Raw genomic sequence first — 24,860 nt, forward strand, 5'->3', positions numbered from 1 at the left:
TCGGGATCAGCGACGAGTGATCAATCCCTGCCGCGCGACGCGGATCAGTTGCTTGATCATTTGCGGGGCGTCTTCTTGGCTGGGCGCCTGAATCACGGCCAGATCGAAACTGTCACTGGCAAAACGCGCCAGCGACTCACCGTCTTCAACAAACTGGATCAGAAACGCGGCAGTACCGCCGCTGCGCCGTGGCCAGCCATCGAGATAACGCAACAGCGTCGGCTGATGTTTACCGCCAAGGAGGATTTTTGGATTGCGCTGGGTGATATGTGCCGTGATCGGCGCGGGACGTGCTGGAGGGCGTAGTGCATTCATCGTGTCGTGTCTCAGCCTCAAAAAGTCTGCATGGCAGGTGAGAGGCAACACCGAACCAGCGCTTTAGCGGTATTTCGAAGCCCTGTTCCGGCTTCTGACGGCAACTGTTGAAGTCACCTGGCGCCCCGCAAGTAGCTGTTTAAATCGGCGCATGAGCAACATCCTAGAGAACGTGACCGATCAGTGTCAAGAATCGGCCACAACAAAAAGGCCCGCACAATGCGGGCCTTTTGCTTGAGCCAGAGCGGTCAACCGGCGATGGCGCGGTCCACCGAGAGCTTGCCGGCACCTTCGATCAATACCGCGAGGCTGCCACCGAGCAGTGCCAGGGCGAACTCGTAACCGTTGTTGGCCATGAACAGACCGTTGCTGATGTGCACGGTGAAGATCGCCACCAGCGACAGGAAGGTCAGACCCAATGCCGCCGGGCGAACCAGCAGGCCGATGATCAAGGCCAGACCGGCGAAGAACTCGGTACCACCGGCCAGTGTGGCCATCAGATAGCCCGGGGTCAGACCGATGCTTTCCATGTACTGCGCGGTGCCGGCCAGACCGTAGCCACCGAACATGCCGAAGAGTTTCTGCGCACCGTGAGCGGCGAAGATCACGCCGACCGCAATGCGCAGAATGGTCAGGCCGTAACCGGCGCGGGTAAACAGTACCTTGTTGATCAGAGTGCTCATTGTGTATTCCTTGTTTTGCGAGAAGTGTGTGTTGGTTGGCCGCTATATTAATCAGTTAATTTTATGTTAAAAGCGCAAATAATGCGCCATAACAATCAATTTATTTGATCATTTGCGTGAGACAACTTTCTGTCCCCGGGGCTCCAACGACTCTCGCTCCCGGTCGAACGCCAAGTAATACTTGTTCACGCTATTAACATAGCTGACGGCGCCCATTCCCACCTGCTCCATGGCAATGCGCTCGACCTGGAAAAACCACTGATTGGGATTCAGCCCCCGCCGCCGCGCTTCGGCACGCATGCCTTGCACCCGCTCCGGGCCGATGTTGTAGGCCGCCAGCGTGAAGGCCATGCGTTCGCGCTCATTGAGCTTGGGACTGCTGAAAAACTTGCGACGGATCATTGCCAGGTACTTGGCCCCGGCCTGCACGTTCGCATCGAGATTCTGGATGTTATTCACGCCGACCCGTTGCGCCGCGGATGGGGTGATTTGCATCAGCCCGGTCGGGCCGCTGCCACTGCGGGCATTGGGTTGCAGGGCCGATTCCTTGAACGCCAGTGCGGCCAGGTTCAGCCAGTCCATGTTTTGCGCTTCGGCATGTTTCTGCAGGGTTGGCCGCAGCTTCTCCAGACGCTGGCGGTCGGCCTTGGCCAATGGATAATGGACTTGATAGAGACGGCGATAGATGCGCAGAAACGCCGCGTCTTCGTTCGAAGGTTTCTTGTACCCCGTCAGGAAGCGATCAATGCTCGCCCGCAGCATCGACGCATCACGGCGCACAAACCAGTACTCCTCGCCGGGTTCGCTGATCATCAACTGCCGATCAAAGCGCAGCTTGGGAAGGATCTTGCCCCAGCGTTCGGCAATCGGTTGCTCGACGATGGTCAGGTGGAAGATCCCGCCCTGGACCATTTCCAGTACATCTTCGACGGCGAGCGTCGGATCGACCCATTCGATGTTGATCGGTGCCAGTTTGTGCAGCGCCAGTTTCTGGTTGATCTGACTGACCGCGTCCCCTGCTGCACTGCCGGTTGGCAACGCGAGGGTTTTCCCGGAAAGTTGCTCAACCTTCGTGTAGCGCCGCTCGCCCTTGATCCCGACCAGCACTAACGGAACATTGCTGGCAATCGGCTCACTGCTGACCACCGCATAACCCGGTTGCAGTTGCAGTAATTCGCCAGGCGCGACCAGATCCCCCTCGCCGCGCTGCAGGGCGCCGAGCAGTTGATCCTTGGCTTTGGGAATGATCTTGAGGGTGACTTCCTGACCGTCACGGGCGTGGCCATTGAGGTATTGCTCGAAGGCGCGCAGGCGATGGTATTCGACGCCGATGGCCTGGCCCTGGACTTCGCCGGAGCTATTGCGGCTCTGGTTGACCAGCACGCGCAACACCCGGCTGCTGCGAATCTCCGACAGGTCGCGCACTTTCGCCGCCGGCACGGCTTGCAAAGGCCCGGGCAAGCGCGCAACCGCCGTCATCGGCAGCAGCAACGATCCACACAACAGCAACAAAACCGAGGGACGAATCATCCACTCTCCGGAAAGAATGCGGGGTGAATTCACCATTGAACGGTCGAAATCACCGACGAAAACAGAGCGCCTGAGCGCTGATAAAGTGCGAGAGACTGGCACAGTGATGGCCATTACGCCAACACGAGCGGTCTCGCGGCCTCAACAGACAGTCATAAGCCGTTGTAGTTCTTGGCTTTTCTTATGAATCTACAGCTCTGGTATGCTTCCCGGCCTTCGGCCCGAGGTAGCAACCATGCAACTCATCGATATCGGCGTCAACCTGACCAACCCAAGTTTCGCCGACAAACACCAGGCCGTGCTCGACCGCGCCTACGCCGCCGGGGTCTGCCAACTGGTGCTGACTGGCACCAGCGTCGATGGCAGCGAGCAGGCTCTGGAGTTGTGCCAGCAACTGGATGAGAGCGGCCAACGACTGTTCGCCAGTGCCGGAATTCACCCGCATTCGGCCAGTGACTGGAACGCTGACAGCGCCAGACGTCTGCGCAGTTTGCTGAGCGAATCGAATGTGGTCGCGGTGGGTGAATGCGGACTGGATTTCAACCGTGATTTCTCGCCGCGCCCGCAGCAGGAAAAAGTCCTCGAAGAACATCTGGCGCTGGCCGTTGAGTTGCAATTGCCTGTGTTTCTGCATGAGCGCGATGCCAGTCAGCGCCTGCTGGAGATTTTAAAGGACTTCCGCGATCAACTGCCCGCCGCCGTGGTGCATTGCTTTACGGGTGAGCAAAAGGCGTTGTTCAGCTACCTCGATCTTGATCTGCACATCGGTATTACCGGCTGGATCTGCGACGAGCGCCGGGGCACGCATTTGCATCCGCTGGTCAAGGAAATCAAACGCGGACGACTGATGCTGGAAAGCGATGCGCCGTATCTGCTGCCACGCACGCTGAGGCCGAAGCCGAAGAACGGGCGCAATGAGCCGGCGTACCTGACTGAAGTGCTGCGCGAAGTGGCGTTGCATCGGGGCGAGACCGAGGAAGATCTGGCGGCGCATACCACCGCGTGCGCCCGCGCGTTCTATGGCCTCCCCGATCTTCCAGTGTAGGACTACGTTGCCTGTTGACCCATATCAAGTTCTTCCTCGTTGCATAGCGGCACAATGCTGGCACCTTGCCAATGCTGTTTCCGCTATCAGAGAAAACCTCCATGGGTGCCTGGCTTAGCAATATCTCGCTGAAATACAAATTCTGGGCGGTCAATGCGGTCGCCTTCGTCACCACCCTGCTGCTGGTGTTGTACGCCGTGCAACTCGAACAGCAGGCTCGCAGCCACGCCGCACAAGCCTCGGCGCATGCCCAGGCGCAATTGCTCAAGGTGTGGCCGGCCGGGGCGGTGCTGCCCAAGACTGATCAGGTGCTGACGTTTAAACGCGGCGAAGCCCCACGCCTCAATGACCAACCTCTGCTGGAGATCACCGACAGCAACGGCTGGAACGAGATCAATCACCTGCCGCTGTTCGGCGATAACCCGCTGATGGGCGCCGAAGTGTTCAGCCGTGCCGACGGCCAACAAGTCGCGGTCATCGCTTATGGACCAAGCCTGACGCAAGTGTTCGGCGAACGTTTTGCCAATTACGCGGTGGCGGTATTTATCCTGATGCTGGCGATGCTCGGCGCCTCGCAACTGCTGATCCGCTTCCTGCTCAGCCAACTCAACACGCTCAAGGACGTAATGCTGCACGTCGAGAAAAGCGGCGACTTGTCGGCCCGTGTGCCACTGGCCGGCAAGGACGAAGTCGGGCAGATGGCCAATGCGTTCAATGCCATGCAAGCGGGTTATCAGCGAGTGGTGACTACCGTCGCCAACACCGCACGGCAACTGGATATCGGTGCGGCGCGCCTGGCGAAGGGCATGAACGAAGTGCGTCACGGCATGCTCGGCCAGCAAAGCGAAACCGATCAGGCCGCCACCGCGATCAACGAAATGACCGCCACCGTTTACCACATCGCCCAACACGCTGGCGCCACGCGCGATTTATCACAGACCGCCGACGGCCTGGCCGGCAGCGGTCAGCAGGTAGTTGCGCGGGTGCAGCATTCGATTGCCGGACTGTCCAGCGGCGTGCAGCAGACCGCCGAGATGATTCAACGGCTGGCCGAAGACAGTCAGAAGATCAACGGTGTGGTCAACGTGATTCACAGCATCGCCGAGCAAACCAATCTGCTGGCACTCAACGCCGCCATTGAAGCCGCGCGGGCCGGCGAGATGGGCCGGGGTTTTGCGGTGGTCGCCGATGAAGTGCGCAATCTTGCCAAGCGAGTGCAGACGTCGACCGATGAGATAACCACCATGGTCTCGGCGCTGCAGGCCGGCACGCGCGATGCGGTGGATTTCATGCAGGAGAGTTCGTACAAGGCCGACGACTGCGTGCAGCAGGCGCAGGAGGCTGGTGAGGCGCTGGCGGAAATCACCGGAGCGGTGGCGCAGATGCGCGAGAGCAACACACAGATTGCCGTGGCGGCGGAGCAACAGAGTCAGGTGGCCGAGGAAATGAATCGCGCAGTGGTGAGTATTCGCGATGTGACCGAGAACACCGTGCAGCAGACGGTGGATTCGGCGACGACCAGTAATGAGCTGGCGACGTTGGCTGGGGAGTTGAGCAAGGCCATTGGACAGCTGAAACTGTGAAGATCAAAAGATCGCAGCCTTCGGTAGCTCCTACATTGGAATGCGAACCTGGAGCTGCCGAAGGCTGCGATCTTTTTGGACAATCACACCTATCACACCTATAGCCAACCTTGATTCGCCGCCCTCCCCGCCCCGGCCTATTCTTCAACCCATGTGTTCAACATGGATCAAGGAGTAGTCAACATGGGCAAACGTCACCCCAACCTTCCCGCGTGGCAATGGCGCGCGTACCCGAACAATCACCAGCATCCGACCAATCTGGTATTGCACCTGATTGCCGTGCCGCTGTTTATCGTCGCGTTTCTGCTGATCGTGTCCGGGGTGTTCAGCCTGAGCCTGGCCAGTGTGGCCATCGGTGTGATCGGTATCGTCGCGGCGCTGGGGTTGCAGCGCCGGCATGAGCATTGACTCAGGCAAAGATCGTGACAGTCTGGCGACTCATGGCGATCAGTTCTCCGTCTGCGCTCCACAGCTTGGCGGCGGCATGGCCGTAGCCGTCGGCGGCGTACTCGGTTTCAACCCGGTATTTGCACCAGTCCAGCGTGCTCACATTGCGTAACGGCTGAACGAATTCGATGGTCCAGGTCAGCGTGCTGCCCGCAGCGACTTTCTTCAGGTGCGGCAACAGTGACGGCGGCCAGGCATCCACCAGTGCCAGAATGTGCGACTCAGTGACCGGCTCTTCTTTCACGTCCCCACGCAAACGCACCCAACCCCCCATATCGCGCGACGTGTTGCCCGTAAATGGCAGACCGCCCACACTCCAGCGCATTGCCAAATGGCGCATGAACTCCGGGGTCACACCTTTGATATACGGCAGTTCCTGACAATCGTCCCAAGGCTTCATCTCGGGAGCAGGAAGCGCTGGCACAGCCACTTCTGATGGGCGCGAGGCGCCGAAGCTGCCTTGCACCAGTGTCACCACCTGACCGTTCTGCATCGCCCGGCCCAGCACTTGGCTGACGGCTTTACCTTCACGCAACACATCGACCTCAAAACTCACCGGTACTTCTGGCTCGACCGGGCCGACAAAGGTGATCGCCAGCGAACGCACCGGGCGATCCGCCGGCACCCTGGCGCGCATGGCTTCGTATTGCAGCGCGGCGACCAGGCCACCGAAACTGGCGCGGCCCTGCGCCCATTCGGCGGGAATGGTCAGCTCCGGTTGGCGGCGGACGGCATCGAGCAAATCGCAAAAGCGCATGGCAACCTCAAAAAGCGAAAAGTGAATGCGAGGATCTTAACCAGCCCTGCGAAGCGCCGCAGCGTCTATTCCGGTCAAATGGGCTGACAGATAGGCCTTACGCCCATTTCAAACCAAATGAAAACCACTGTGGGAGCGAGCCTGCTCGCGAATGCGGTGGGTCAGACAACAATGATGTCGACTGACATGACCTCTTCGCGAGCAGGCTCGCTCCCACAGGGATTCAGGGCGATTCGAGATTATTTGAAGCAACTGGAACTGAGCTTTTCCAAGACCCGATCCGCTTTGGTTTCAGCCTTGACCATGGTCGCCTGCCACGTCGCGACACACGGCTGCAGATCTGTTTCCAGCTCAGCCCGAGCCAGCCACTGCCAGCAATCGTGCCAGTCGCCCAACGCACCTTGTGCCGACTTCAAGCGCTCCAGCGCCGGCTTCGGCAAGCGATCCAGTTCGGGATAGGCCTCGATGCCGTAACGCACACGCTTGATCAGCAGACGCAGGCGATGCCGGTCGTGGGCTGGATCGTGCAGTGCCTCATCAAGTTTCTGCCATTGCTTGCCGAGGCGTTTTTCGATGCGCTTATCCAGCCCTTTGAGCAAACCTTGACGCTGGGACGCACGCAGGAAACGCGGGAAGGCGTCGAGGATCATCAGCAGCGAAACCACCTCGTGACTCGCCGCCAGCGCCGGATAGGCTTCGGCCATTTGCGCCATGCGTTTTTGCGCAGCTTCGGGTTGAGCGTGCTGGAGCAGATACGCCGCCAGCACTTCGCGATCGCGCCACGGCGTAGTCAGTTGGCCGACCGCCGACGCAGCGCCTTCCAGTTGCTCGACACCCGGCAAACCGCGCAACGGCCGCAACAGACTGCGCAGCCGCCGCACCGTGGTGCGCAGATCATGCAGCGCCTCGGGATCGGTGCGCGCTGTCATTCGCGCCTGACAGGCCAGCAGCCGCACTTCCAGGCTCAGGACATGAGCCACCAACCGGTCAACCAACGCAGACATCACTTGCTCCTGATTCAAATGGCTTCAGAGATGAGTCTGCAACTTCGCAGCCTCAACCCGCTTGCGCTATGTCAGCAGCTTAGCGACCGGCGCGGGATTCGCGAATGTAGAAACGCGCCTTCTCGGCCTTGCTCGCGCACCCTTCGAAACCTTCGAATTGCTGCTGGGTCTTGGCTGCCGTCAGCAACGACAAGGCTTTGGAATAACTGACAGTGCCGGCAAAGCCTTCGGCCTTGGCCAGGTCCAGCTCATGCCACGCGGTGTCGAGCTGGCTGCCGCAGCTGTCACGGTAGGCGGTTTTACCGGCGCAACCGGCCAATGCCAGGGCCATCAACGGCACACAGATCAAGGCTTTCATCACTTACACCTCAAAATAGGTCAACAGTCGTGCAGGTAAGACGGTCAGGCGGCGAAAAAGTGCCTTGCCCCAGCCTGAATCTGCGGTGGCAAGAGGATAGCGCCGAGAGACCATGGAGTATCGAAAAAACGACGTCACCGGCGCACAGGGCGACCTTGGCGATTGAGCCGTCCGCTCGATGGGTGCATTGTGCAACCTTGTCGGGAGGAAGTTTGATGAAAAAGCGTGTCGCACTGGTGCTGGGTTCCGGAGGTGCCCGGGGCTACGCCCATATCGGCGTCATTGAAGAACTGGAACGCCGCGGTTACGACATCGCCTGTATTGCCGGTTGTTCGATGGGCGCGGTAGTCGGCGGAATCTATGCCGCCGGCAAGCTCGATGAATACCGCAACTGGATCGAAAGCCTGGATTATCTCGACGTGCTGCGCCTGGTGGACGTGAGTTTCCGTCTCGGCGCCATTCGGGGCGAAAAGGTCTTCGGGCAGATCCGCAAGATCGTTGGCGATATCAACATTGAGGATCTGCGCATCCCCTACACAGCGGTCGCCGCCGACCTCACCAATCAACAGGAAATCTGGTTTCAGGAAGGCTGCCTGCATCAGGCCATGCGCGCCTCGGCAGCGATTCCCAGCCTCTTCACTCCAGTGATGCAAGGCAACCGGATGCTGGTCGACGGCGGCATTCTCAACCCGCTGCCGATTGTGCCAGTGGTGTCGAGCCACTGTGATCTGATCATTGCGGTCAATCTCAACTCGACCAACCAGCGGCATTACAAATTGCCGGTGATCCAGCGCCCGCCAGCCTTTCGTTCACGCTTCGACAGCCTGATCAGTTCGCTCGGTTCGAAGATGCCGTTCCGTCGCACCCAGGCCGAACAATTACTGCGCCTGGAACAGGAAGCCCTGAGGGCCGAAGCGGCGGCCATCAATCCGTGGCTCGAAGGCGCCGAGCCTGAAGCCCAGCAACCCGCCGCCGCCCCCGAACGCGAAGGCGAAGGCGCACCGAAATCCGCCACCGGCTCGTTCATCATCGATAACGTCGGCCCGGCCTCTTTGCTGGACTTGATCAACCAGAGTTTCGAGGTGATGCAGACCTCGCTGGCGCAGTACAAGATTGCCGGGTATCCACCGGACATCCTGATCAACGTGCCGAAGCGGGTGTGCCGGTTTTTCGAGTTTTACAAAGCGCCGGAATTGATCGCGCTGGGGCGGGAGATTGCTCGGGATACGCTGGATCGGTATGAGAGTGAGCAGAGCAGAGAGCCCTGAAGATCACGGCTGACTGATATGGCCTCATCGCTGGCAAGCCAGCGATAGCGTCAGTCTGGTCGACACAAGACTAAAGGCTGTTCTCGCTAATCAGCCGATACCCAACCCCCGCTTCCGTCACGATAAACCGCGGCCGGGTCGGATCATCCGCCAGTTTCTGACGCAAGTGCCCCACCACAATCCGCAAGTAGTGGCTGTCCTCGGTATGCGTCGGCCCCCAGATATCCTTGAGCAATTGCTGCTGGGTGATCACCCGCCCCGGATGCCGCGCCAGTTGTGCCAGCACGGCGTATTCCTTGCGAGTCAGCGCCACTTCGACGCCATCGAGCAGCACTCGCCGATAAGCCAGATCGACCGTCAGCGGGCCGAAATTCAGCGCCGCTTGTTGCGCCTCTCCCGCCGGCGCCTGACGCAACAACGCACGCACCCGCGCAAGAAACTCCTGAATGCCGAACGGCTTGGTCACGTAGTCATTGGCACCGCCATCGAGTGCCTGGACTTTCTGCCCTTCGCTGGCGCGCACCGACAGCACCAGCACCGGCGCCGTGGCCCACTCGCGAAACTCGCGCAGCACTTGCTGGCCGTCCATGTCCGGCAGGCCCAGGTCGAGCACCAGCAGATCCGGTTTGTTCAGCGCCGCCTGGGCCAGGCCTTCGGCCCCCGTGCCCGCCTCCAGCACCTTGTAGCCTTGTGAAGCGAGGCTGATGCGCAGGAATTTGCGGATCTGCGGTTCGTCGTCGATGACCAAAATGGTCGCGGTCTGGCTCATGAATTCACATCAACAGAAAAGATTGGCAAGAGAGTAGCGCAGTCAGAATCAGGCTTCATCGTCCATCCCCGGTTGCGCCTGCAACGGCAGGTGCAAGGTGATGCAGGTGCCGCGCCCGTCGATGCCGTCGGCGACACTGATGCGCCCGCCGTGAGCGCCGACCATGCCCTGACAGATCGCCAGCCCGAGGCCGGTGCCTTGGCCGCCGCGATCGCCCCGTGCTGCGGTGTAGAACATGTCGAAAATCTTCGCCCGCTCGTCTTCCGGAATCCCGGGGCCTTCATCGCTGACCGAGAAGAAAATCTCTTCGTCATTGGCACCTGCGCTCAGTTCCAAGCGCCCGTGGACGGGTGAGAAGCGCGCGGCGTTTTCCAGCACATTGACCAGCGCCTGCTCGATCAGCGCCGCATGCACGAACAGCAACGGCAACTCCGCCGGCACATCGGTACTGACCTGCAACGGCGCCAGCACGGCGCGCAGACGATTGAGCGAACTGCCAACGATATCGGCTGGCGACACCCAGTCCCGCGCCAGCTTCAGCGCGCCGTGGCCGAGGCGAGTCATGTCGAGCAGGTTCTGGATGTAGCGGTCGAGGCGCTCGGCTTCATCGCGGGTGCCTTCGAGCAGTTCGCGGCGATCCTCCAGCGGGATCGCTTCGCCCAAGGCCAACAGGCTGTCGATGCTGCCGCGCATCGACGTCAGCGGCGTGCGCAAATCATGGGATACCGAGGCCAGCAAGGCGCTGCGTAATTGCTCGGTTTCGCCGTGCAGGCGCGCAGCCTCCAGATCATCCGCCAGTTGCGCACGGGCCAGCGCTTGCGCCAACGGCTGACTCAACGCCGTGAGCAAGCGACGGCGCTGGCCGCTCAAGGTCTGGCCTTCTTTGGCGCAGACGCCGAGCAAGGCCAACGGCCCGTCCTCGACGGAAAGCGGCCACCACCACCAACGCCCGAACGGCAAGGTGCCGGTGCCCATGCCGGCCGGTTGATCGTGCTGCCAGGCCCAATCAGCGGCAGCACGTTCAGACTCGGTGAACTCCAGCGGCCCGCCGGTCTCGACTTTCCAGCCGCCCTGCCCGTCGCGGTTGAGCAGGCACAGCTGCAAATCGCTCCAGCCGTTGAGGTGTTGCGCAGCGGCGCTGACCACGGCTTGGCGGTCGGTGGCGGCAGTGAGTTTGCGCGACAGATCGAGCAGTTCGGTGGTCTCTTCCTGGGTGTCGCGCAACGCCTGCAACTGCCGACGCTGACGCGCCGCGAGGTTACCAGTGAGCGCCGCCATCAGCAGGAAGAACAACAAGGTCAGCACGTCTTCTTCACGCTGGATGGCGAAGGAAAAATTCGGCGGGATGAACAGAAAGTCGTAGGTCAGAAACGACAACGCCGCACACGCCAGCGCCGGGCCGAGGCTGCTGCGCACCGCCACCAGCAACACCGCCGCGAGGAACACCAGCGAGATGTTCGGCAGCGGTAACACACTCGACACCGCCCACGCCAAAGCAGTGGCCAACAACGTGGCGACCAGCGCCAGCGCATAGTCGAACCACACCAGCGTCGGCGCGGATCGCTGGCGCGGTTGATGCTGCTCTTGATCGCTGTCGAGGACGTTGATTTCCAGGCCATGGGCCTGACGCAGCAACCGTGCAGCCAGACCGCCACCGAACAGGCGACGACGCAGACCCGGCCGGGATTGCCCGACCAGCACCAGACTCGCGCGACGTTCGGCGGCATGCTGGATCAGGGTTTTTGCCACCTCACCGGCGCGCAGCAACACCACTTCGCCGCCAAGGCGTTCGGCCAGTTGCTGGGCGCTTTGCAGGCGCAGACGCGATTGCTCGTCGCGCACCGTGCCGTTGTCGACGTGTACCAGACTCCACGGCAGATGGCGCCGTTGGGCAACGCGACTGGCGTGACGCACCAGGCGCTCGGCGTGGGCATCGCCATCAACCCCGACCAGCAAACGACCGCGCACGGCCGGCGCGGCTTGGCCGAGTTGGCGATAGCCTTGGGCGAGGTCGTTATCGACTTGCGCCGCCGCGGTTTGCATGGCCAGTTCGCGCAGTGCGGTGAGGTTGGTCTGGGTGAAAAATGCATCGATGGCGGCGCGTGCCTGCTCCGGCACGTAGACCTTGCCTTCGCGCAGACGCTCTAGCAGTTCGCGCGGCGGCAGGTCGATCAGCAGCAGTTCGTAGGCTTCTTGCAGCACCCAGTCCGGCAGGGTTTCGCGTACTTGCACGCCGGTAATGCCGCGCACTTGATCGTTGAGGCTTTCCAGATGCTGGACGTTGACCGTGGTGAACACGTCGATGCCGGCGGCGAGCAGTTCCTGAATATCTTGCCAACGTTTGGCGTGACGGCTGCCGGGGGCGTTGCTGTGGGCCAGTTCATCAACCAGCACCAGTTTTGGTTTCGCGGCGAGGATGCCGTCGAGGTCCATTTCCTCAAGCATCACGCCACGGTATTCCGAGCGCACCAACGGCTGCTGCGGCAGACCGCCGAGCAGTGCTTCGGTCTCGGCACGGCCATGGGTTTCGACGACACCAGCAATGACTTTCACGCCTTGGCGCAGTTGGGTGTGCGCGGCCTGGAGCATGGCGTAGGTCTTGCCGACGCCGGGCGCGGCACCGAGGAAAACCTTGAGCCGGCCACGGCCGTCGCGGGACAGGTCTGCTAACAGCGCGTCGGCGCGGCCGGAATCGCTCATGCTTGATGCTCTCTCTTCCTGATAGTTATGCGGTGTTCTTTCGGCCCTCTTCGCGAGCAGGCTCGCTCCCACATTTGGAACGCGTACAGCTGTGGGAGCGAGCCTGCTCGCGAATGGCCGCGCCGCCGATTCAGAGTTTTTCCAGTGCCATGTTCAGCTCCAGCACATTCACCACTGGCGGCCCTACCAGCGGCTGTTCGATATGTGCATCAAGCAACTGCTGCACGGTCGACACCGGCAGATTGCGTGCGGCTGCAACTCGCGCCAGTTGATAGGCAATTGCCGCCGGTGGCAAGTGCGGATCGAGGCCGCTGCCGGAGGTGGTCAGCAACGCCAACGGTACCGGGCCTTGCCCAGGAACTTGCAGTTTGTTGGCTTCGTCGATCACTCGCGTGGCGAGTGCCGGGTTGCTTGGCGCCAGGTTGCTTGCGCTGCTGGACACGGTAGCAAATGCGCCCGCCGAAGGACGCGGATGGAACCACGCATCGCCGACGAAATCCTGTGCGATCAGGGATGAGCCGCGGACCTTGCCGTCGGCGTCCTGGACCAGACTGCCATTGGCTTGAGCGGGGAACGCGACTTGCGCGACGCCAGTGACTACCAGTGGGTAGGCGACGCCGGTGACCAGGGTCATCAGCACCAGCAGGCTCAGGGCCGGACGTATCATTGTGGACATTTCAAAATCCTCGAATTCGTTGGGCAAACTTTTGCGGGGTGTCAGGGAAATCTTTCCCCCTCACCCCAGCCCTCTCCCCCAGGGGAGCGAGGGGGAAAGGGAGCCGATCTTTTTTCAGTTCAAAACCTGAGTTCGGCTCGATTTTTCAGGTCGGTGTACCTCAAACATTCAACTCGATCAGTCCCCTCTCCCCCTGGGAGAGGGTTAGGGTGAGGGGCTCTTCACAGCCTCAAACCAGATGCAACGCCGTGAGCAACATATCGATCGCCTTGATACCCACGAACGGCACCAGAATCCCGCCCACGCCATAGATCAACAGATTACGGCGCAACAACGCCGCCGCACTCGCCGCCTGCACTCGCACACCGCGCAGGGCCAATGGAATCAGCACAACAATGATCAAAGCGTTGAACACAATGGCCGACAGAATCGCGCTCTGCGGACTGGTCAACTGCATGATGTTCAGCACGCCCAGTTGCGGATAAATCGAGGCGAACAGCGCTGGCAGGATCGCGAAGTATTTGGCCACGTCGTTGGCGATGGAAAAGGTCGTCAGCGCACCGCGAGTCACCAGCAATTCCTTGCCGATCTGCACCACGTCGAGCAGCTTGGTCGGGTCGCTGTCGAGATCGACCATGTTGGCTGCTTCACGCGCGGCCTGTGTGCCGTCGTTCATCGCCATGCCGACGTCAGCCTGCGCCAGTGCCGGGGCGTCGTTGGCGCCGTCGCCGCACATGGCGACCAGACGACCGTCGTTCTGCTCATGACGAATACGTGCGAGTTTTTTCTCCGGGGTGGCTTCAGCCAGCACATCGTCGACGCCTGCTTCAGCGGCGATGGCGGCAGCGGTCAGCGGGTTGTCGCCGGTAACCATTACCGTGCGAATCCCCAGCTTACGCAGTTCGGCAAAACGCTCGCGAATGCCAGGTTTCACCACGTCCTTGAGGTGGATCGCACCGAGCAGTTTGCCGTCGACGCAGACCAGCAACGGAGTGCCACCGCTCTGGGCGATCTTGTCGATTTCTCGCGACAACGCCGGGGCGAGATCGGAGCGTTTTTGGCCGATGAAACTCAGCAGCGAATCCACCGCGCCTTTGCGATAGACGCGGCCCTGATAGTCGACACCGGACAAGCGGGTTTCCGCGCTGAACGGCACGGCAGTCAGGGTTTCCGGCGACGGCTCGGGCTGCGGATGCAGACCGCGCAGGTACTCGACGATGGACTTGCCTTCGGCAGTTTCATCCGCCAGCGAGGCGAACAGCGCGCCCTCGGCCAGATCACGACCACTGACGCCCGGCGCGGCATACACCGCGCTGCAACGACGGTTACCGAAAGTGATGGTGCCGGTTTTGTCCAGCAACAGCACATGCACGTCACCGGCCGCTTCCACCGCACGGCCAGACTTGGCAATCACGTTCAGGCGCACCAGACGATCCATCCCGGCGATACCGATCGCCGAGAGCAGACCGCCAATGGTGGTCGGAATCAGCGTGACCAACAGCGCCACCAGAAACACCAGCGGCAGGCTGCCGTTGGCGAAGCGGGCGAACGGTTGCAGAGTCACCACCACGACCAGGAAGATCAGGGTCAGGCCGATCAGCAGGATGTCCAGCGCGACTTCGTTTGGGGTCTTTTGGCGCTTGGCACCTTCGACCAACGCGATCATGCGGTCGAGGGTCGACTCACCCGGGTTGGCGGTGATCTTCACCAGCAGCCAGTCCGACACCAGTCGAGTGTTACCCGTGACCGCAGAACGGTCGCCGCCGGACTCGCGAATCACCGGTGCCGATTCACCGGTAATCGCCGCTTCGTTGACCGCGGCGATGCCTTCAATGACTTCGCCGTCACCGGGGATCATCTCCCCCGCTTCGACGCGCACCACATCGCCTTTGCGCAGACTAGTGGCGGGCACGACCTGAAAGCTGCCATTGGCCTGTTTGCGGCGGGCGCTGAGGCCTTCGCTGCCAGCCTTCAGGCTGTCGGCGCGGGCCTTGCCGCGACCTTCGGCCAAGGCTTCGGCGAAGTTGGCGAACAGCACGGTGAACCACAGCCACAGAGCGATTTGCGCGGCGACGAACGTCGGCACATCAGCGTCCGGAATGAAGCACAGCACGGTGGTGAAGATCGCGGTCAGTTCGACCACCAGCATCACCGGCGAACGCTTGAGCTGCCGTGGGTCGAGCTTGACGAACGCTTGCACCAGCGCCGGGCGCCACAGTGCCGAGATCGCGGTTTTCGCTTGTTCCGGTGCTTTTGCAGCAGCGGGTTTGATTGCAGGCATATTCATGATGGATTCCTTAGAAGCCCATACTTAAATGTTCGGCGATAGGGCCGAGCGCCAGAGTCGGCAGGAAAGTCAGGCCGCCCACCAGCAAAATGGTCACGGTCAACAGGGTCACGAACAGCGGGCCGTGAGTCGGGAAGCTGTTCTGGCCGATCGGTGCGGTTTTCTTCATCGCCAGGCTGCCAGCCAATGCCAGAACCGGGAGGATGTAACCGAAGCGGCCGATCAACATGCCCAGGCCCAGCATCAGGTTGTGGAACGGCGTGTTAGCACTCATCCCACCAAACGCCGAACCGTTGTTCGCGCTGGCCGAGGTGTAGGCGTACAGCAACTGACTGAAACCATGCGGGCCGGGGTTGCTGATGGTCGCTGCCGGGCCTGGCAAGGTCGCGGCAATTGCGCCGAGCACCAGTACGCCAACCGGCATCACAAGCAGGGTCACCACCAGCAATTGCACTTCTCGCGCCTGGAGTTTCTTACCCAGATATTCCGGTGTGCGACCAATCATCAGACCGGCGAGGAACACCGCGATCAGCACGTTGAGCAACATGCCGTAGAGCCCGGCACCGACGCCGCCGAAGATCACTTCGCCGACCATCATGTTGACCAGCGCGACCATGCCGCTGAGCGGGTTGAGGCTGTCATGCATGGCGTTGACCGAGCCGTTCGACGCCGCAGTGGTGGTCACCGACCACAACACAGTGGCGGTGGTGCCGAAGCGCGCTTCCTTGCCTTCCAGCGGCGCGGTCTGTTCGACGGCGGCGTTGTTCAGGGTCGGATTCGGTTGATATTCGGCCCACAGAGAGGTCGCGCCGCCAATCAGGAACAGCGCCAACATGCAGGCGATGATCGCGCGGCTCTGACGCAAGTCTTTGACGTAGTGGCCGAAGGTGAACACCAGCGCTACCGGGATCAGGATGATCGAGGCGACTTCGAACAGGTTGCTCCACGCAGTCGGGTTCTCGAACGGGTGCGCCGAGTTCACGCCGAAGAAGCCACCACCGTTGGTGCCCAATTGCTTGATCGCAATCTGGCTGGCGGCCGGGCCGAGCGGAATCACCTGATCAACACCCTGCATGGTCACCGCGTTCACATACTGAGCGAAGGTTTGCGGCACGCCCTGCCAGACCAGATACAGCGCCAGCAGCAAGCACAGCGGCAGCAGGCCGTAGAGGGTGGCACGGGTCATGTCGACCCAGAAGTTGCCAAGGGTCTTGGTCGACTTGCGACCGATACCACGGCACAGCGCAACCAGTACGGCGAGGCCAGTGGCGGCGCTGACGAAGTTCTGCACGGTGAGGCCGACCATTTGGCTCAGGTAGCTGAGGGTCGCTTCACCACTGTAGGACTGCCAGTTGGTATTGGTCATAAAGCTGACCGCGGTGTTGAACGCCTGGGTCCACTCCTGGCCCGGCAGGTTCTGCGGGTTCAGCGGCAAGTGATCCTGGAACAACAGAATCGCGAACAGCAGCAGGAAACCGGCGAGGTTGAACGCCAGCAGCGCCAGCGTGTACTTCTGCCAGCTCTGCTCAGCCTGCGCATCGACACCGGCGATGCGATAACAACCGCGCTCGACCGGGCCGAGAATCGGCGTCAGCCAGGTGCGCTGACCTTCCATCACTTTGTAGTAGAAGCGCCCGAGGAACGGCGCCGGCAACAGAACCACCGCGAAAAACGCGAGGATCAGCCAATAGTCATAACTGTGCATAGCCGCTCCTAGTTCCGATCCGCGCGCAACAGCGCAACCAACAGATAAATGAACAGCCCCACTGCCAATAGCAGTGACACCCCGTCCAGAACGCTCATGGAAGATCTCCGTGTTACGGCGTATTGCCGCGTGTGGAGGCATTGTCGGAAAGGAGGCTGTAAAGGAACGAGACCGAGGGGTGTGGCGGGGCATAAAGAAAGCGTAAAGAGTGGGTTTATGCGGGCTTTACGGGCGATTTATGCGGTGTTTGGGCTGGCCTCTTCGCGAGCAGGCTCGCTCCCACAGGGGGAACGCATTTCATAATGCGGGAGCGAGCCTGCTCGCGAAGGCGGCGGCGCAGACAACATCGCACTCAACTGGCGCACAAAACCCATGCATCCACCGCCAATCATCCCCCCTGCGACAGCTTTGAACTCATTACGACTTGTTTCAGCGCGATGGCACGCCCACTGCACACGCCCTCCCCCGAGCTTTCCAAACCGTTCAGGGAGCAAACGCATGAACACACAACTCAAACCCACGCTGGGCACGCTGCACCTGTGGGGCATCGCCGTGGGGCTGGTGATTTCCGGGGAATACTTCGGCTGGAGTTACGGCTGGGGCGTGGCCGGGACGCTGGGTTTTCTGGTGACCTCGTTCATGGTCGCGACCATGTACACCTGTTTTATCTTCAGCTTCACCGAACTGACGACCGCGATTCCTCACGCGGGCGGGCCGTTTGCCTACAGCCGTCGTGCCTTCGGTGAAAAAGGCGGATTGATCGCCGGGCTGGCGACGCTGATCGAATTTGTCTTCGCACCACCGGCAATTGCCTTGGCCATCGGCGCCTACTTAAATGTGCAGTTTCCGGCCCTCGATCCGAAACACGCAGCAGTCGGTGCGTATATCGTCTTTATGGGATTGAACATCCTTGGGGTAAAACTGGCGGCAACCTTCGAATTGATCGTCTGCGTGCTCGCCGTCGCCGAACTGCTGGTATTCATGGGCGTCGTCGCACCAGCCTTCAGCTTCAGCAACTTCGCGCTCAATGGCTGGGCCGGTTCGGATGTGTTCGGCGCACCCGCAATTGCCGGGATGTTCGCGGCGATACCGTTTGCTATCTGGTTTTTCCTGGCGATTGAAGGCGCAGCGATGGCTGCCGAAGAAGCCAAGGACCCGAAACGCACGATTCCAAAGGCCTACATCAGCGGCATCCTGACGCTGGTGTTTTTGGCCATGGGCGTGATGTTCTTTGCTGGCGGCGTCGGCGACTGGCGCACTCTGGCAAACATCAACGATCCGCTGCCGCAGGCGATGAAAACCGTGGCCGGCGATAACTCCGGCTGGCTGCACATGCTGGTCTGGATCGGTCTGTTCGGCCTCGTGGCGAGTTTCCACGGGATCATCCTCGGCTATTCTCGCCAGTTCTTCGCCCTCGCCCGCGCCGGTTATCTGCCCGCTTCGCTGGCCAAGCTGTCGCGCTTCCAGACACCGCACCGGGCGATCATCGTCGGCGGCATCATCGGCATTGCCGCGATCTACAGCGACGGCCTGATCAACCTCGGCGGCATGACCCTCACTGCCGCGATGATCACCATGGCGGTATTCGGCGCGATCGTGATGTACATCATGAGCATGCTCAGCCTGTTCAAACTGCGTAAATCCGAGCCGAATCTGGAGCGCACCTTTCGCGCACCGTGCTACCCGCTGGTGCCGATGATTGCACTGGTGCTGGCGGTGGTGTGCCTGGTGGCGATGGCGTGGTTCAACACCTTGATCGGGCTGATTTTCCTCGGCTTCATGGCGGTCGGTTTCGGCTACTTCATGCTCACCGGGCAACTACGCGCCAACGCGCCAGCCGATGCGATGTTGACCGGGCGCTAAGGGACTTCGGGTGCACAGGGCATAACGGGCCTAGAATGGAACCACTGCGAAGCCGCTTCGCTCAAATGTGGTATGCAGCATCGCACGGCGAAATCCTCGCCCGTCGATCTGCCATTAAGGAGAGCCGTTATGCCTTGGTATGCCTGGTTGATTCTGGTTGTTGCAATCGGCTCGATCGTTGGCGGATTGATGATGTTGCGAGACACCGCCAACAAGGTCGAACTGACCGATGAAGAACGTAAGCGCGTTGCGCAACGCAACGCGGAAATGGATGCAAAAGAAGCACAAGATCGTTAACAAAAACCCCGCCAGATTGGCGGGGTTTGTTTTTCAGATCCGTATCGGCGTTTCCGCATGCTTTTTAGAAGTAGAAGTACAGTCACCATTTAATTTTCCTTGGTTAAGATGGCCGCATTGTTGCGGAGAGTTCCCGATGCGTTACTCGCAGGATCATAAAGCCCAGACCCATCAGCGCATTATCAAGGAAGCGTCGGCACGATTTCGCAAGGACGGGATCGGTGCAACCGGACTGCAACCTTTGATGAAAGCCCTGGGACTGACCCATGGCGGCTTTTATTCGCACTTCAAATCCAAAGACGAGTTAGTCGAAAAAGCACTGCAAGAGGCAAGCGATCAAGTCGATGGGTTATGCGCTGAAATTTTTGCGCAGGACAATCCGCTGCAGGTGTTCATCGACACCTACCTGTCAGAATGGCATCAGACATCCCCTCATGAAGGCTGCCCCCTGCTGACCATCTCCTCGGAACTGGGACTGCGCGGACAACCCAGCCCAACCAGTGACGCCGTACTCAACGCACGACTGAGCCAGATCGAGAACACCCTGCAAGGTGACAACAGCGCCGACCGAGCCATCGTCATCATGTCGACTTTAGTTGGCGCTCTGTTACTGTCGCGCAGTGTCGCGGATGCCGAGTTTGCGCAGCACATTCTCGACGTCACCCGCGACCATCTCAAGCAAGCAGAAGGCTAAGCCTGCCATCGCTTGAACAACACGCTGGCATTCACCCCACCAAAGCCAAAGCCGTTGGACAATGCATATTCGATCGGCATTGATCGGGCCTGGCCATGGACGATGTCCACGCCTTCACTGGCAGGATCGGGGTTTTCGAAGTTGAGCGTCGGCGGTACCACCTGATCGCGAATCGCCAACAGCGTGAAGATCGCTTCGAGCCCACCGGCAGCGCCGAGCAGATGACCAGTAGCTGATTTGGTCGAGGTCACGGCGATTTTGTTCTGCGAGCCGAACAACGCTTTGATCGCCGCCAACTCGCCGAGATCGCCCACCGGTGTGGAAGTGGCGTGTGCATTCAGATGCTGCACCTGATCCGGCTCGATACCCGCCTGCGCCAGTGCCAGCGTCATCGCCCGCCGCGCACCACTGCCGTCTTCAGGGCCGGCGGTCAGGTGATAGGCGTCGGCGGTGGTGCCGTAACCGACCAGTTCGGCCAAGGGTTTCGCACCGCGTGCCAAGGCGTGTTCCAGAGACTCGATCACCAGCAGGCCCGCGCCCTCGCCCATGACAAAGCCGTCACGACCGCTGTCGAATGGACGTGAGGCGCGCTCCGGGGTGTCGTTATAGCCGCTGGACAGCGCTCGTGCCGCGGCGAAACCCGCAAGACTGACCCGGTCAATCGCAGCTTCCGCCCCACCGCACACGGCGATATCCGCTTCACCGGCCCGAATCATTCGCGCAGCGTCGCCAATCGCCTGAACCCCGGCGGCGCAGGCAGTTACCGGCGCGCCCAATGGACCTTTGAGGCCGTGCTGAATCGACACGTGACCGGCCGCCAGATTGACCAGAAAGGATGGAATGGTAAACGGCGACAGACGGCGGGGGCCGCGACTGTCAGTCGTGCGAACGGCGTCGGCTATGGCACCAAAGCCGCCGACACCGGAACCGATGATCGTCGCGGTGCGCTCCTGATCTCTACCCTCTTTTGGATGCCAACCGGCTTGCTCCAGCGCCTGTCGGGCCGCCTCCATGGCAAACATGATGAAGCGGTCCATCTTCTTCTGTTCTTTGGGTGGCGTGGCCCGATCAGGATCGAACCCCGCCTCGGCATCGTCTTCCAGGGTTGGCACCGCACCACCGATTTTCGCCGGCAAATCAGCGACCACCGCATCCGGCAAGCTGCGCAATCCCGAACGCCCGGCGAGCAAACGCTGCCAAACGACTTCGACGCCGCTGCCCAAAGGTGATACCAGGCCCATGCCCGTGACGACTACTCGACGCTGATCCATACCGCGTATACCTCTCACCGATTCAGAAGAACTTATTTGTAACGACTGGCTGCCGAACTGCGCGACAGATTCGGTGCCATCACATGACGTGCTGCGACAAACGCATGCCACTCGTCTGCATCCGGCAAGGAAGGGATGGTAATGAGTTCGCCTTGATCCAGACCGGCCAGCGCTGCATCCACCATCTCGCCGGCTTCCATCACCATGTCTGCCGGGATGCCGCTGGCGTCGATACCGGAGCGTTCCCAGATTTCCGTGCGGGTGACGCCGGGCAGTACCGCTTGCACCTTGACCCCTGTGCCGTCGAGTTCGGCATTCAGCGATTGGGTGAGGCTCAACACGTAAGCTTTGCTGGCGCTGTAAGTGGCATTGAAGCGCTCAGGAAACAGCGCCACCACCGAGGCGATGTTGATGATCGTGCCGCGTCCGGCCTTGGCGAAACTCGCCGCAGCGGCCGATGCCAGTCGGGTGACCGTGGTGACATTGAGCTGGATCAAACGCTCCAGATTCTCCAGATCGGCGTTGGCCAACAGACCGTCAGCCGCAACACCTGCGTTGTTGACCAACAGGCTGATGCTCGAGTCACTGCGCAGGCGCTGCTCCAGCTTGAGCACGTCATCCTTTAGCGTCAGATCCGCCTTCATCACTTCCACCTGAACGCCATGAGCCTCGCGCAACTGGCTCGCGGCGTTTTCCAGGCGCTCCAGATCACGGGCGACCAACAACAGATCGAACCCACGCGCTGCCAACCGCTCAGCGTAAATCGCACCGATACCGGACGAAGCGCCAGTGACCAGAGCCGTACCTTGGGACGCAACAGAATTCATGACCGTACTCCTGAAATGCTTGAGGGATCGCCTCTGAATCCTTTTGATACAGAGCGCGTGGAAATTATTATAGGCATAATCCAAAGCCAATATGATAGCCGTAATTTTTTGCTATCCGACGAGCGTCCCCTTCGCCTTCCCTGCCAAACTCGCGAACGGAAAAACAAAAAGGCCGGTCAATGACCGGCCCCTTGGCGTTGAACAATCAGCTTAGTTCACTTCCAGCTTATCGCGATTGCGATCCAGGATCGCCTTGCCGATCCCCTTCACTTCCAGCAACTCATCGACCGAGGAGAACGGCCCGTTTGTTTCGCGATACATAACAATCGCTTTGGCCTTGGCCTCACCTACGCCTGACAGCTCCTTTTGCAGCGTCGCGGAATCAGCTTCGTTGAGATCGATTTTCGCAGTCTGGGAAGATACCGCAGCGTCCATCACGATTGGTGCCTTAACTGGCTCCGACGGCGCAACGGGCGCTGCAATCGCAGCAATCGAAGCACTGGTGAGGAAGGCAAAAACCAAGGAGTAGAAGTAACCGGTACGCATATTTGACGCTCCATCATCATTTGAGAAAGCAGCTTTTCCGAAGCTGCTCCTCAAAAGTAGGTGATGGTTGGCGCATGTCAAAAATGCGTTCGTTACAGGATGTGAAACAATCAGGGTTCGAGACGGCGCTGTTGATAGATCCAGTCGACGATCTCGCCATCGGGGGTGTAGCCGCTGACGGTTTCGCGCAGGAGTTGGCGTACTCGCGAATAGTCATCCCGCTCGACGGCAGCGAGCAATTCGCTTAATCGGGCCTTCAAGACATCCCAGGACAGATGATCTTCATTGGCCGTCATGATCATCGGGTGTGGCGTCGCAGCGACGTTGTCACCGATCAGCAGCTCCTCGTAAAGCTTCTCGCCAGGGCGCAGTCCGGTGAACTCGATGGAGATATCCCCCTGCGGATTGCGCTCTGAGCGAATACTCAAACCGGACAGGTGGATCATTTTCTCCGCCAGTTCGACAATCTTTACCGGTTCCCCCATATCCAGCACGAATACGTCCCCCCCTTGCCCCATGGATCCCGCCTGAATGACCAATTGTGCGGCTTCAGGGATGGTCATGAAGTACCGGGTGATCTTGGGATGAGTAACCGTTAGTGGCCCTCCGGACTTGATCTGACTATGGAACAACGGAATCACTGAACCGGACGACCCCAAAACATTTCCGAAACGCACCATTGTAAACCGGGTTTTATTGACACGGGACACGTTGGCCTTGTCACCGAACAGAACGGGAGCCAGTTCGCGACTCAGTGCTTGAAGCGTCAACTCTGCCAGGCGCTTGGTGCTGCCCATGATATTTGTTGGCCGCACGGCCTTATCGGTGGAAATGAGCACAAAGTTTGCCACACCGGACTGCAAGGCTGCCTGGGCTGTGTTGAGTGTTCCGATCACATTGTTCAGCACACCTTCTGCAATGTTGTGCTCAACCATAGGCACATGTTTATAGGCCGCCGCATGGTAAACCGTCTCGACTTTCCATGTTTTCATGACATCCAACAACTTGTCTTGATGACGAATTGAACCGAGGATCGGTAACAACCTGACGGGGACCGACTGCCGACAGACCCGCTGCTCCAGCTCTGACAAAATATTGTAGAGATTGAACTCACTGTGTTCGAACAAAATCAGAGTCGTCGGCCGTAACGCAAAGATCTGCCGACATAGCTCCGAACCAATCGATCCCCCGGCGCCGGTGACCATGACGGTTTGGCCTTTAATGCACCGAGCGAGCAGGTCGGGTTGCGCGGGAACTGAATCTCGTCCCAGCAAGTCAGCGATATCGACTTCCTGAATATCCTCAACCTTGACGCGACCGCTGGCAAGATCGGTGAAATTGGGCACACTGCGAACATGCAGGGGAAACCCTTCGAGAACATTCAGAATTTCCCGACGTCGTGCGCGGGTAGATGATGGCAAGGCTAGAAGAATCTCTTGTGCCCCGGTCACATCAATCATTTGTTGTATGTGTTTGGGTTTATAGACCTGAAGTCCGGAAATCGACCGATCAGAAATTCCGGGATCATCGTCGATAAATGCGACCGGGCGCATGACCCGCCCCATGCGAAGCGCTGCTACAAGCTGATTACCCGCAACCCCTGCTCCGTAAATGGCAACTTTGGTCAAGCCATCATTGCGACTTGCAAATGGCACGTGTTGCGCAGCCGTGAACCAATCGCCCATGAAATACTGTCGCAGACACAAGCGCAGGCCACCGATGATGACCATGCTCAACCACCAATAGTTGAAAACGATCGAACGGGGAACAACAGATTCATGATTGCTGTACCAGAACACAACTACAGCCAGAATCAATGAGGAAAGACTGACCGCCTTGACGATCGCGATAAGTGCGTCGTTGCCAAAGTAGCGCATGACCGCGCGGTACATGCCAAAGCGTATAAAAAACGGGATCGCAATAACTGGCGCACATGCGAAGAGCCATATATGAGCGTTGATCGGGTTATACATATCATCGACGCCCAGACGTACAATGAAAGACAGCCATAAAGCGACCCAAACCAACACGACATCGGTAAGCACCTGCAACAAACGTTTTTGTTTGCGAGGCAACCCCAACAAGACCGTCCGCACCTTATCCATTCACCCATCGGAGCACGCAGCTCCCTCCTTCAGCAGTCAAGGCTGGCATTCTACTCCCAATATTTGAATGATCAGCTGAATAGTTGATTGCGCCATGTCAACCCTGGCACTGGATCGACCGACACCGGCC

At 59.9% G+C, this 24,860-nt stretch carries 22 protein-coding genes and 2 pseudogenes; 7 read left to right on the plus strand and 17 right to left on the minus strand.

The window, feature by feature from the left end:
- Positions 1 to 6: 6 nt before the first annotated feature.
- The 3 genes from IAI51_RS06245 to IAI51_RS06255 form a co-directional block, all read right to left on the minus strand.
- The gene (locus IAI51_RS06245) at positions 7 to 315 is read right to left on the minus strand and encodes a class I SAM-dependent methyltransferase (protein WP_187677688.1); all 309 of its coding nucleotides are present in this window, start codon (positions 313 to 315) and stop codon (positions 7 to 9) included.
- 248 nt (positions 316 to 563) lie between these two features.
- Positions 564 to 998 (minus strand): DoxX family protein, encoded by a 435-nt coding sequence (locus IAI51_RS06250; protein ID WP_187677689.1) that lies wholly within the window; start codon positions 996 to 998, stop codon positions 564 to 566.
- A 108-nt stretch (positions 999 to 1,106) separates the two neighbouring features.
- Entirely contained in the window at positions 1,107 to 2,528 is a 1,422-nt protein-coding gene (locus IAI51_RS06255; protein ID WP_187677690.1) for a transglycosylase SLT domain-containing protein, read from the minus strand.
- 235 nt (positions 2,529 to 2,763) lie between these two features.
- On the opposite strand from IAI51_RS06255, the gene IAI51_RS06260 reads away from it, so the two are divergent.
- The 3 genes and pseudogenes from IAI51_RS06260 to IAI51_RS06270 form a co-directional block, all read left to right on the plus strand.
- Positions 2,764 to 3,573 (plus strand): TatD family hydrolase, encoded by an 810-nt coding sequence (locus tag IAI51_RS06260; protein ID WP_187677691.1) that lies wholly within the window; start codon positions 2,764 to 2,766, stop codon positions 3,571 to 3,573.
- 101 nt (positions 3,574 to 3,674) lie between these two features.
- Positions 3,675 to 5,156 (plus strand): methyl-accepting chemotaxis protein, encoded by a 1,482-nt coding sequence (locus IAI51_RS06265; RefSeq protein ID WP_187677692.1) that lies wholly within the window; start codon positions 3,675 to 3,677, stop codon positions 5,154 to 5,156.
- Positions 5,157 to 5,339: 183 nt separating this feature from the next.
- Positions 5,340 to 5,561 (plus strand): annotated as a pseudogene (locus IAI51_RS06270) (Mpo1-like protein); the annotation flags it as partial.
- A 4-nt stretch (positions 5,562 to 5,565) separates the two neighbouring features.
- On the opposite strand, the gene IAI51_RS06275 reads toward IAI51_RS06270, so the two are convergent.
- The 4 genes and pseudogenes from IAI51_RS06275 to IAI51_RS06285 form a co-directional block, all read right to left on the minus strand.
- Complete coding sequence (locus IAI51_RS06275; RefSeq protein WP_187677693.1) at positions 5,566 to 6,360, minus strand: acyl-CoA thioesterase; 795 nt, start codon at positions 6,358 to 6,360, stop codon at positions 5,566 to 5,568.
- Between the two features lie 127 nt (positions 6,361 to 6,487).
- Positions 6,488 to 6,583, minus strand: a pseudogene (locus IAI51_RS27900) (metal ABC transporter ATP-binding protein); the annotation flags it as partial.
- Between the two features lie 16 nt (positions 6,584 to 6,599).
- Positions 6,600 to 7,364: a CHAD domain-containing protein gene (locus tag IAI51_RS06280; protein ID WP_187677694.1), complete on the minus strand. Its 765-nt coding sequence runs from the start codon at positions 7,362 to 7,364 to the stop codon at positions 6,600 to 6,602.
- A gap of 79 nt (positions 7,365 to 7,443) precedes the next feature.
- A complete protein-coding gene (locus IAI51_RS06285) occupies positions 7,444 to 7,722 on the minus strand; it encodes a hypothetical protein (protein ID WP_187677695.1) in 279 nt (92 codons plus the stop codon).
- 215 nt (positions 7,723 to 7,937) lie between these two features.
- Here IAI51_RS06285 and IAI51_RS06290 point away from each other — a divergent pair, with 215 nt between their 5' ends.
- Positions 7,938 to 8,990, plus strand: a complete 1,053-nt coding sequence (locus tag IAI51_RS06290) for a patatin-like phospholipase family protein (RefSeq protein ID WP_187677696.1) — start codon at positions 7,938 to 7,940, stop codon at positions 8,988 to 8,990.
- A 70-nt stretch (positions 8,991 to 9,060) separates the two neighbouring features.
- Here IAI51_RS06290 and IAI51_RS06295 read toward each other — a convergent pair whose 3' ends face one another.
- The 6 genes from IAI51_RS06295 to kdpF all read right to left on the minus strand — a co-directional run bounded on the left by IAI51_RS06295 (position 9,061) and on the right by kdpF (position 17,225).
- A complete protein-coding gene (locus IAI51_RS06295) occupies positions 9,061 to 9,759 on the minus strand; it encodes a response regulator (protein ID WP_187677697.1) in 699 nt (232 codons plus the stop codon).
- Between the two features lie 48 nt (positions 9,760 to 9,807).
- Complete coding sequence (locus tag IAI51_RS06300; RefSeq protein ID WP_187677698.1) at positions 9,808 to 12,459, minus strand: sensor histidine kinase; 2,652 nt, start codon at positions 12,457 to 12,459, stop codon at positions 9,808 to 9,810.
- Between the two features lie 130 nt (positions 12,460 to 12,589).
- The gene (gene kdpC / locus IAI51_RS06305) at positions 12,590 to 13,135 is read right to left on the minus strand and encodes a potassium-transporting ATPase subunit KdpC (protein WP_187677699.1); all 546 of its coding nucleotides are present in this window, start codon (positions 13,133 to 13,135) and stop codon (positions 12,590 to 12,592) included.
- Between the two features lie 229 nt (positions 13,136 to 13,364).
- Positions 13,365 to 15,422: a potassium-transporting ATPase subunit KdpB gene (kdpB, locus tag IAI51_RS06310; protein WP_187677700.1), complete on the minus strand. Its 2,058-nt coding sequence runs from the start codon at positions 15,420 to 15,422 to the stop codon at positions 13,365 to 13,367.
- Positions 15,423 to 15,432: 10 nt separating this feature from the next.
- Positions 15,433 to 17,127 (minus strand): potassium-transporting ATPase subunit KdpA, encoded by a 1,695-nt coding sequence (kdpA, locus tag IAI51_RS06315; protein WP_187677701.1) that lies wholly within the window; start codon positions 17,125 to 17,127, stop codon positions 15,433 to 15,435.
- Positions 17,128 to 17,135: 8 nt separating this feature from the next.
- On the minus strand, positions 17,136 to 17,225 hold the full coding sequence (gene kdpF, locus IAI51_RS06320) for a K(+)-transporting ATPase subunit F (protein WP_007899818.1): 90 nt from the start codon (positions 17,223 to 17,225) through the stop codon (positions 17,136 to 17,138).
- Positions 17,226 to 17,625: 400 nt separating this feature from the next.
- Between kdpF and eat the strand changes: the two genes are divergently transcribed.
- From eat to IAI51_RS06335, 3 genes are all read left to right on the plus strand, one after another.
- Positions 17,626 to 18,990: an ethanolamine permease gene (gene eat, locus IAI51_RS06325; protein ID WP_187677702.1), complete on the plus strand. Its 1,365-nt coding sequence runs from the start codon at positions 17,626 to 17,628 to the stop codon at positions 18,988 to 18,990.
- A gap of 129 nt (positions 18,991 to 19,119) precedes the next feature.
- A complete protein-coding gene (locus IAI51_RS06330; RefSeq protein ID WP_103305695.1) occupies positions 19,120 to 19,287 on the plus strand; it encodes a DUF2897 family protein in 168 nt (55 codons plus the stop codon).
- Between the two features lie 136 nt (positions 19,288 to 19,423).
- A complete protein-coding gene (locus IAI51_RS06335) occupies positions 19,424 to 19,981 on the plus strand; it encodes a TetR/AcrR family transcriptional regulator (protein WP_187677832.1) in 558 nt (185 codons plus the stop codon).
- Here the strand turns inward: IAI51_RS06335 and fabF are convergent.
- From fabF to IAI51_RS06355, 4 genes are all read right to left on the minus strand, one after another.
- Complete coding sequence (gene fabF / locus IAI51_RS06340) at positions 19,978 to 21,252, minus strand: beta-ketoacyl-ACP synthase II (RefSeq protein WP_187677703.1); 1,275 nt, start codon at positions 21,250 to 21,252, stop codon at positions 19,978 to 19,980. The genes IAI51_RS06335 and fabF overlap by 4 nt on opposite strands.
- Before the next feature lie 32 nt (positions 21,253 to 21,284).
- Positions 21,285 to 22,079, minus strand: a complete 795-nt coding sequence (locus IAI51_RS06345) for an SDR family NAD(P)-dependent oxidoreductase (protein ID WP_187677704.1) — start codon at positions 22,077 to 22,079, stop codon at positions 21,285 to 21,287.
- Positions 22,080 to 22,289: 210 nt separating this feature from the next.
- Positions 22,290 to 22,625 carry a ComEA family DNA-binding protein gene (locus tag IAI51_RS06350; RefSeq protein WP_187677705.1) on the minus strand — a complete coding sequence of 112 codons (336 nt, stop codon included), beginning with the start codon at positions 22,623 to 22,625 and terminating at the stop codon, positions 22,290 to 22,292.
- Positions 22,626 to 22,735: 110 nt separating this feature from the next.
- Complete coding sequence (locus IAI51_RS06355) at positions 22,736 to 24,730, minus strand: polysaccharide biosynthesis protein (protein ID WP_187677706.1); 1,995 nt, start codon at positions 24,728 to 24,730, stop codon at positions 22,736 to 22,738.
- Between the last annotated feature and the right edge of the window lie 130 nt (positions 24,731 to 24,860).

The organism is Pseudomonas sp. N40(2020) (assembly GCF_014472415.1).
In the GTDB taxonomy this organism is placed as follows: domain Bacteria; phylum Pseudomonadota; class Gammaproteobacteria; order Pseudomonadales; family Pseudomonadaceae; genus Aquipseudomonas.

Bases quoted from the DNA above. Each gene is read 5' to 3' on its own strand.
- IAI51_RS06295 (WP_187677697.1), bottom strand. From the start codon at position 9,759: ATGAGCCAGACCGCGACCATTTTGGTCATCGACGACGAACCGCAGATC.
- IAI51_RS06275 (WP_187677693.1), bottom strand. From the start codon at position 6,360: ATGCGCTTTTGCGATTTGCTCGATGCCGTCCGCCGCCAACCGGAGCTG.
- IAI51_RS06255 (WP_187677690.1), bottom strand. From the start codon at position 2,528: ATGATTCGTCCCTCGGTTTTGTTGCTGTTGTGTGGATCGTTGCTGCTG.
- IAI51_RS06355 (WP_187677706.1), bottom strand. From the start codon at position 24,730: ATGGATAAGGTGCGGACGGTCTTGTTGGGGTTGCCTCGCAAACAAAAA.
- IAI51_RS06300 (WP_187677698.1), bottom strand. From the start codon at position 12,459: ATGAGCGATTCCGGCCGCGCCGACGCGCTGTTAGCAGACCTGTCCCGC.
- IAI51_RS06280 (WP_187677694.1), bottom strand. From the start codon at position 7,364: ATGTCTGCGTTGGTTGACCGGTTGGTGGCTCATGTCCTGAGCCTGGAA.
- kdpB (WP_187677700.1), bottom strand. From the start codon at position 15,422: ATGAATATGCCTGCAATCAAACCCGCTGCTGCAAAAGCACCGGAACAA.
- IAI51_RS06245 (WP_187677688.1), bottom strand. From the start codon at position 315: ATGAATGCACTACGCCCTCCAGCACGTCCCGCGCCGATCACGGCACAT.
- IAI51_RS06265 (WP_187677692.1), top strand. From the start codon at position 3,675: ATGGGTGCCTGGCTTAGCAATATCTCGCTGAAATACAAATTCTGGGCG.
- IAI51_RS06335 (WP_187677832.1), top strand. From the start codon at position 19,424: ATGCGTTACTCGCAGGATCATAAAGCCCAGACCCATCAGCGCATTATC.
- eat (WP_187677702.1), top strand. From the start codon at position 17,626: ATGAACACACAACTCAAACCCACGCTGGGCACGCTGCACCTGTGGGGC.
- IAI51_RS06250 (WP_187677689.1), bottom strand. From the start codon at position 998: ATGAGCACTCTGATCAACAAGGTACTGTTTACCCGCGCCGGTTACGGC.
- kdpF (WP_007899818.1), bottom strand. From the start codon at position 17,225: ATGAGCGTTCTGGACGGGGTGTCACTGCTATTGGCAGTGGGGCTGTTC.
- IAI51_RS06330 (WP_103305695.1), top strand. From the start codon at position 19,120: ATGCCTTGGTATGCCTGGTTGATTCTGGTTGTTGCAATCGGCTCGATC.
- kdpC (WP_187677699.1), bottom strand. From the start codon at position 13,135: ATGTCCACAATGATACGTCCGGCCCTGAGCCTGCTGGTGCTGATGACC.
- fabF (WP_187677703.1), bottom strand. From the start codon at position 21,252: ATGGATCAGCGTCGAGTAGTCGTCACGGGCATGGGCCTGGTATCACCT.
- IAI51_RS06345 (WP_187677704.1), bottom strand. From the start codon at position 22,079: ATGAATTCTGTTGCGTCCCAAGGTACGGCTCTGGTCACTGGCGCTTCG.
- kdpA (WP_187677701.1), bottom strand. From the start codon at position 17,127: ATGCACAGTTATGACTATTGGCTGATCCTCGCGTTTTTCGCGGTGGTT.
- IAI51_RS06350 (WP_187677705.1), bottom strand. From the start codon at position 22,625: ATGCGTACCGGTTACTTCTACTCCTTGGTTTTTGCCTTCCTCACCAGT.
- IAI51_RS06290 (WP_187677696.1), top strand. From the start codon at position 7,938: ATGAAAAAGCGTGTCGCACTGGTGCTGGGTTCCGGAGGTGCCCGGGGC.
- IAI51_RS06285 (WP_187677695.1), bottom strand. From the start codon at position 7,722: ATGAAAGCCTTGATCTGTGTGCCGTTGATGGCCCTGGCATTGGCCGGT.
- IAI51_RS06260 (WP_187677691.1), top strand. From the start codon at position 2,764: ATGCAACTCATCGATATCGGCGTCAACCTGACCAACCCAAGTTTCGCC.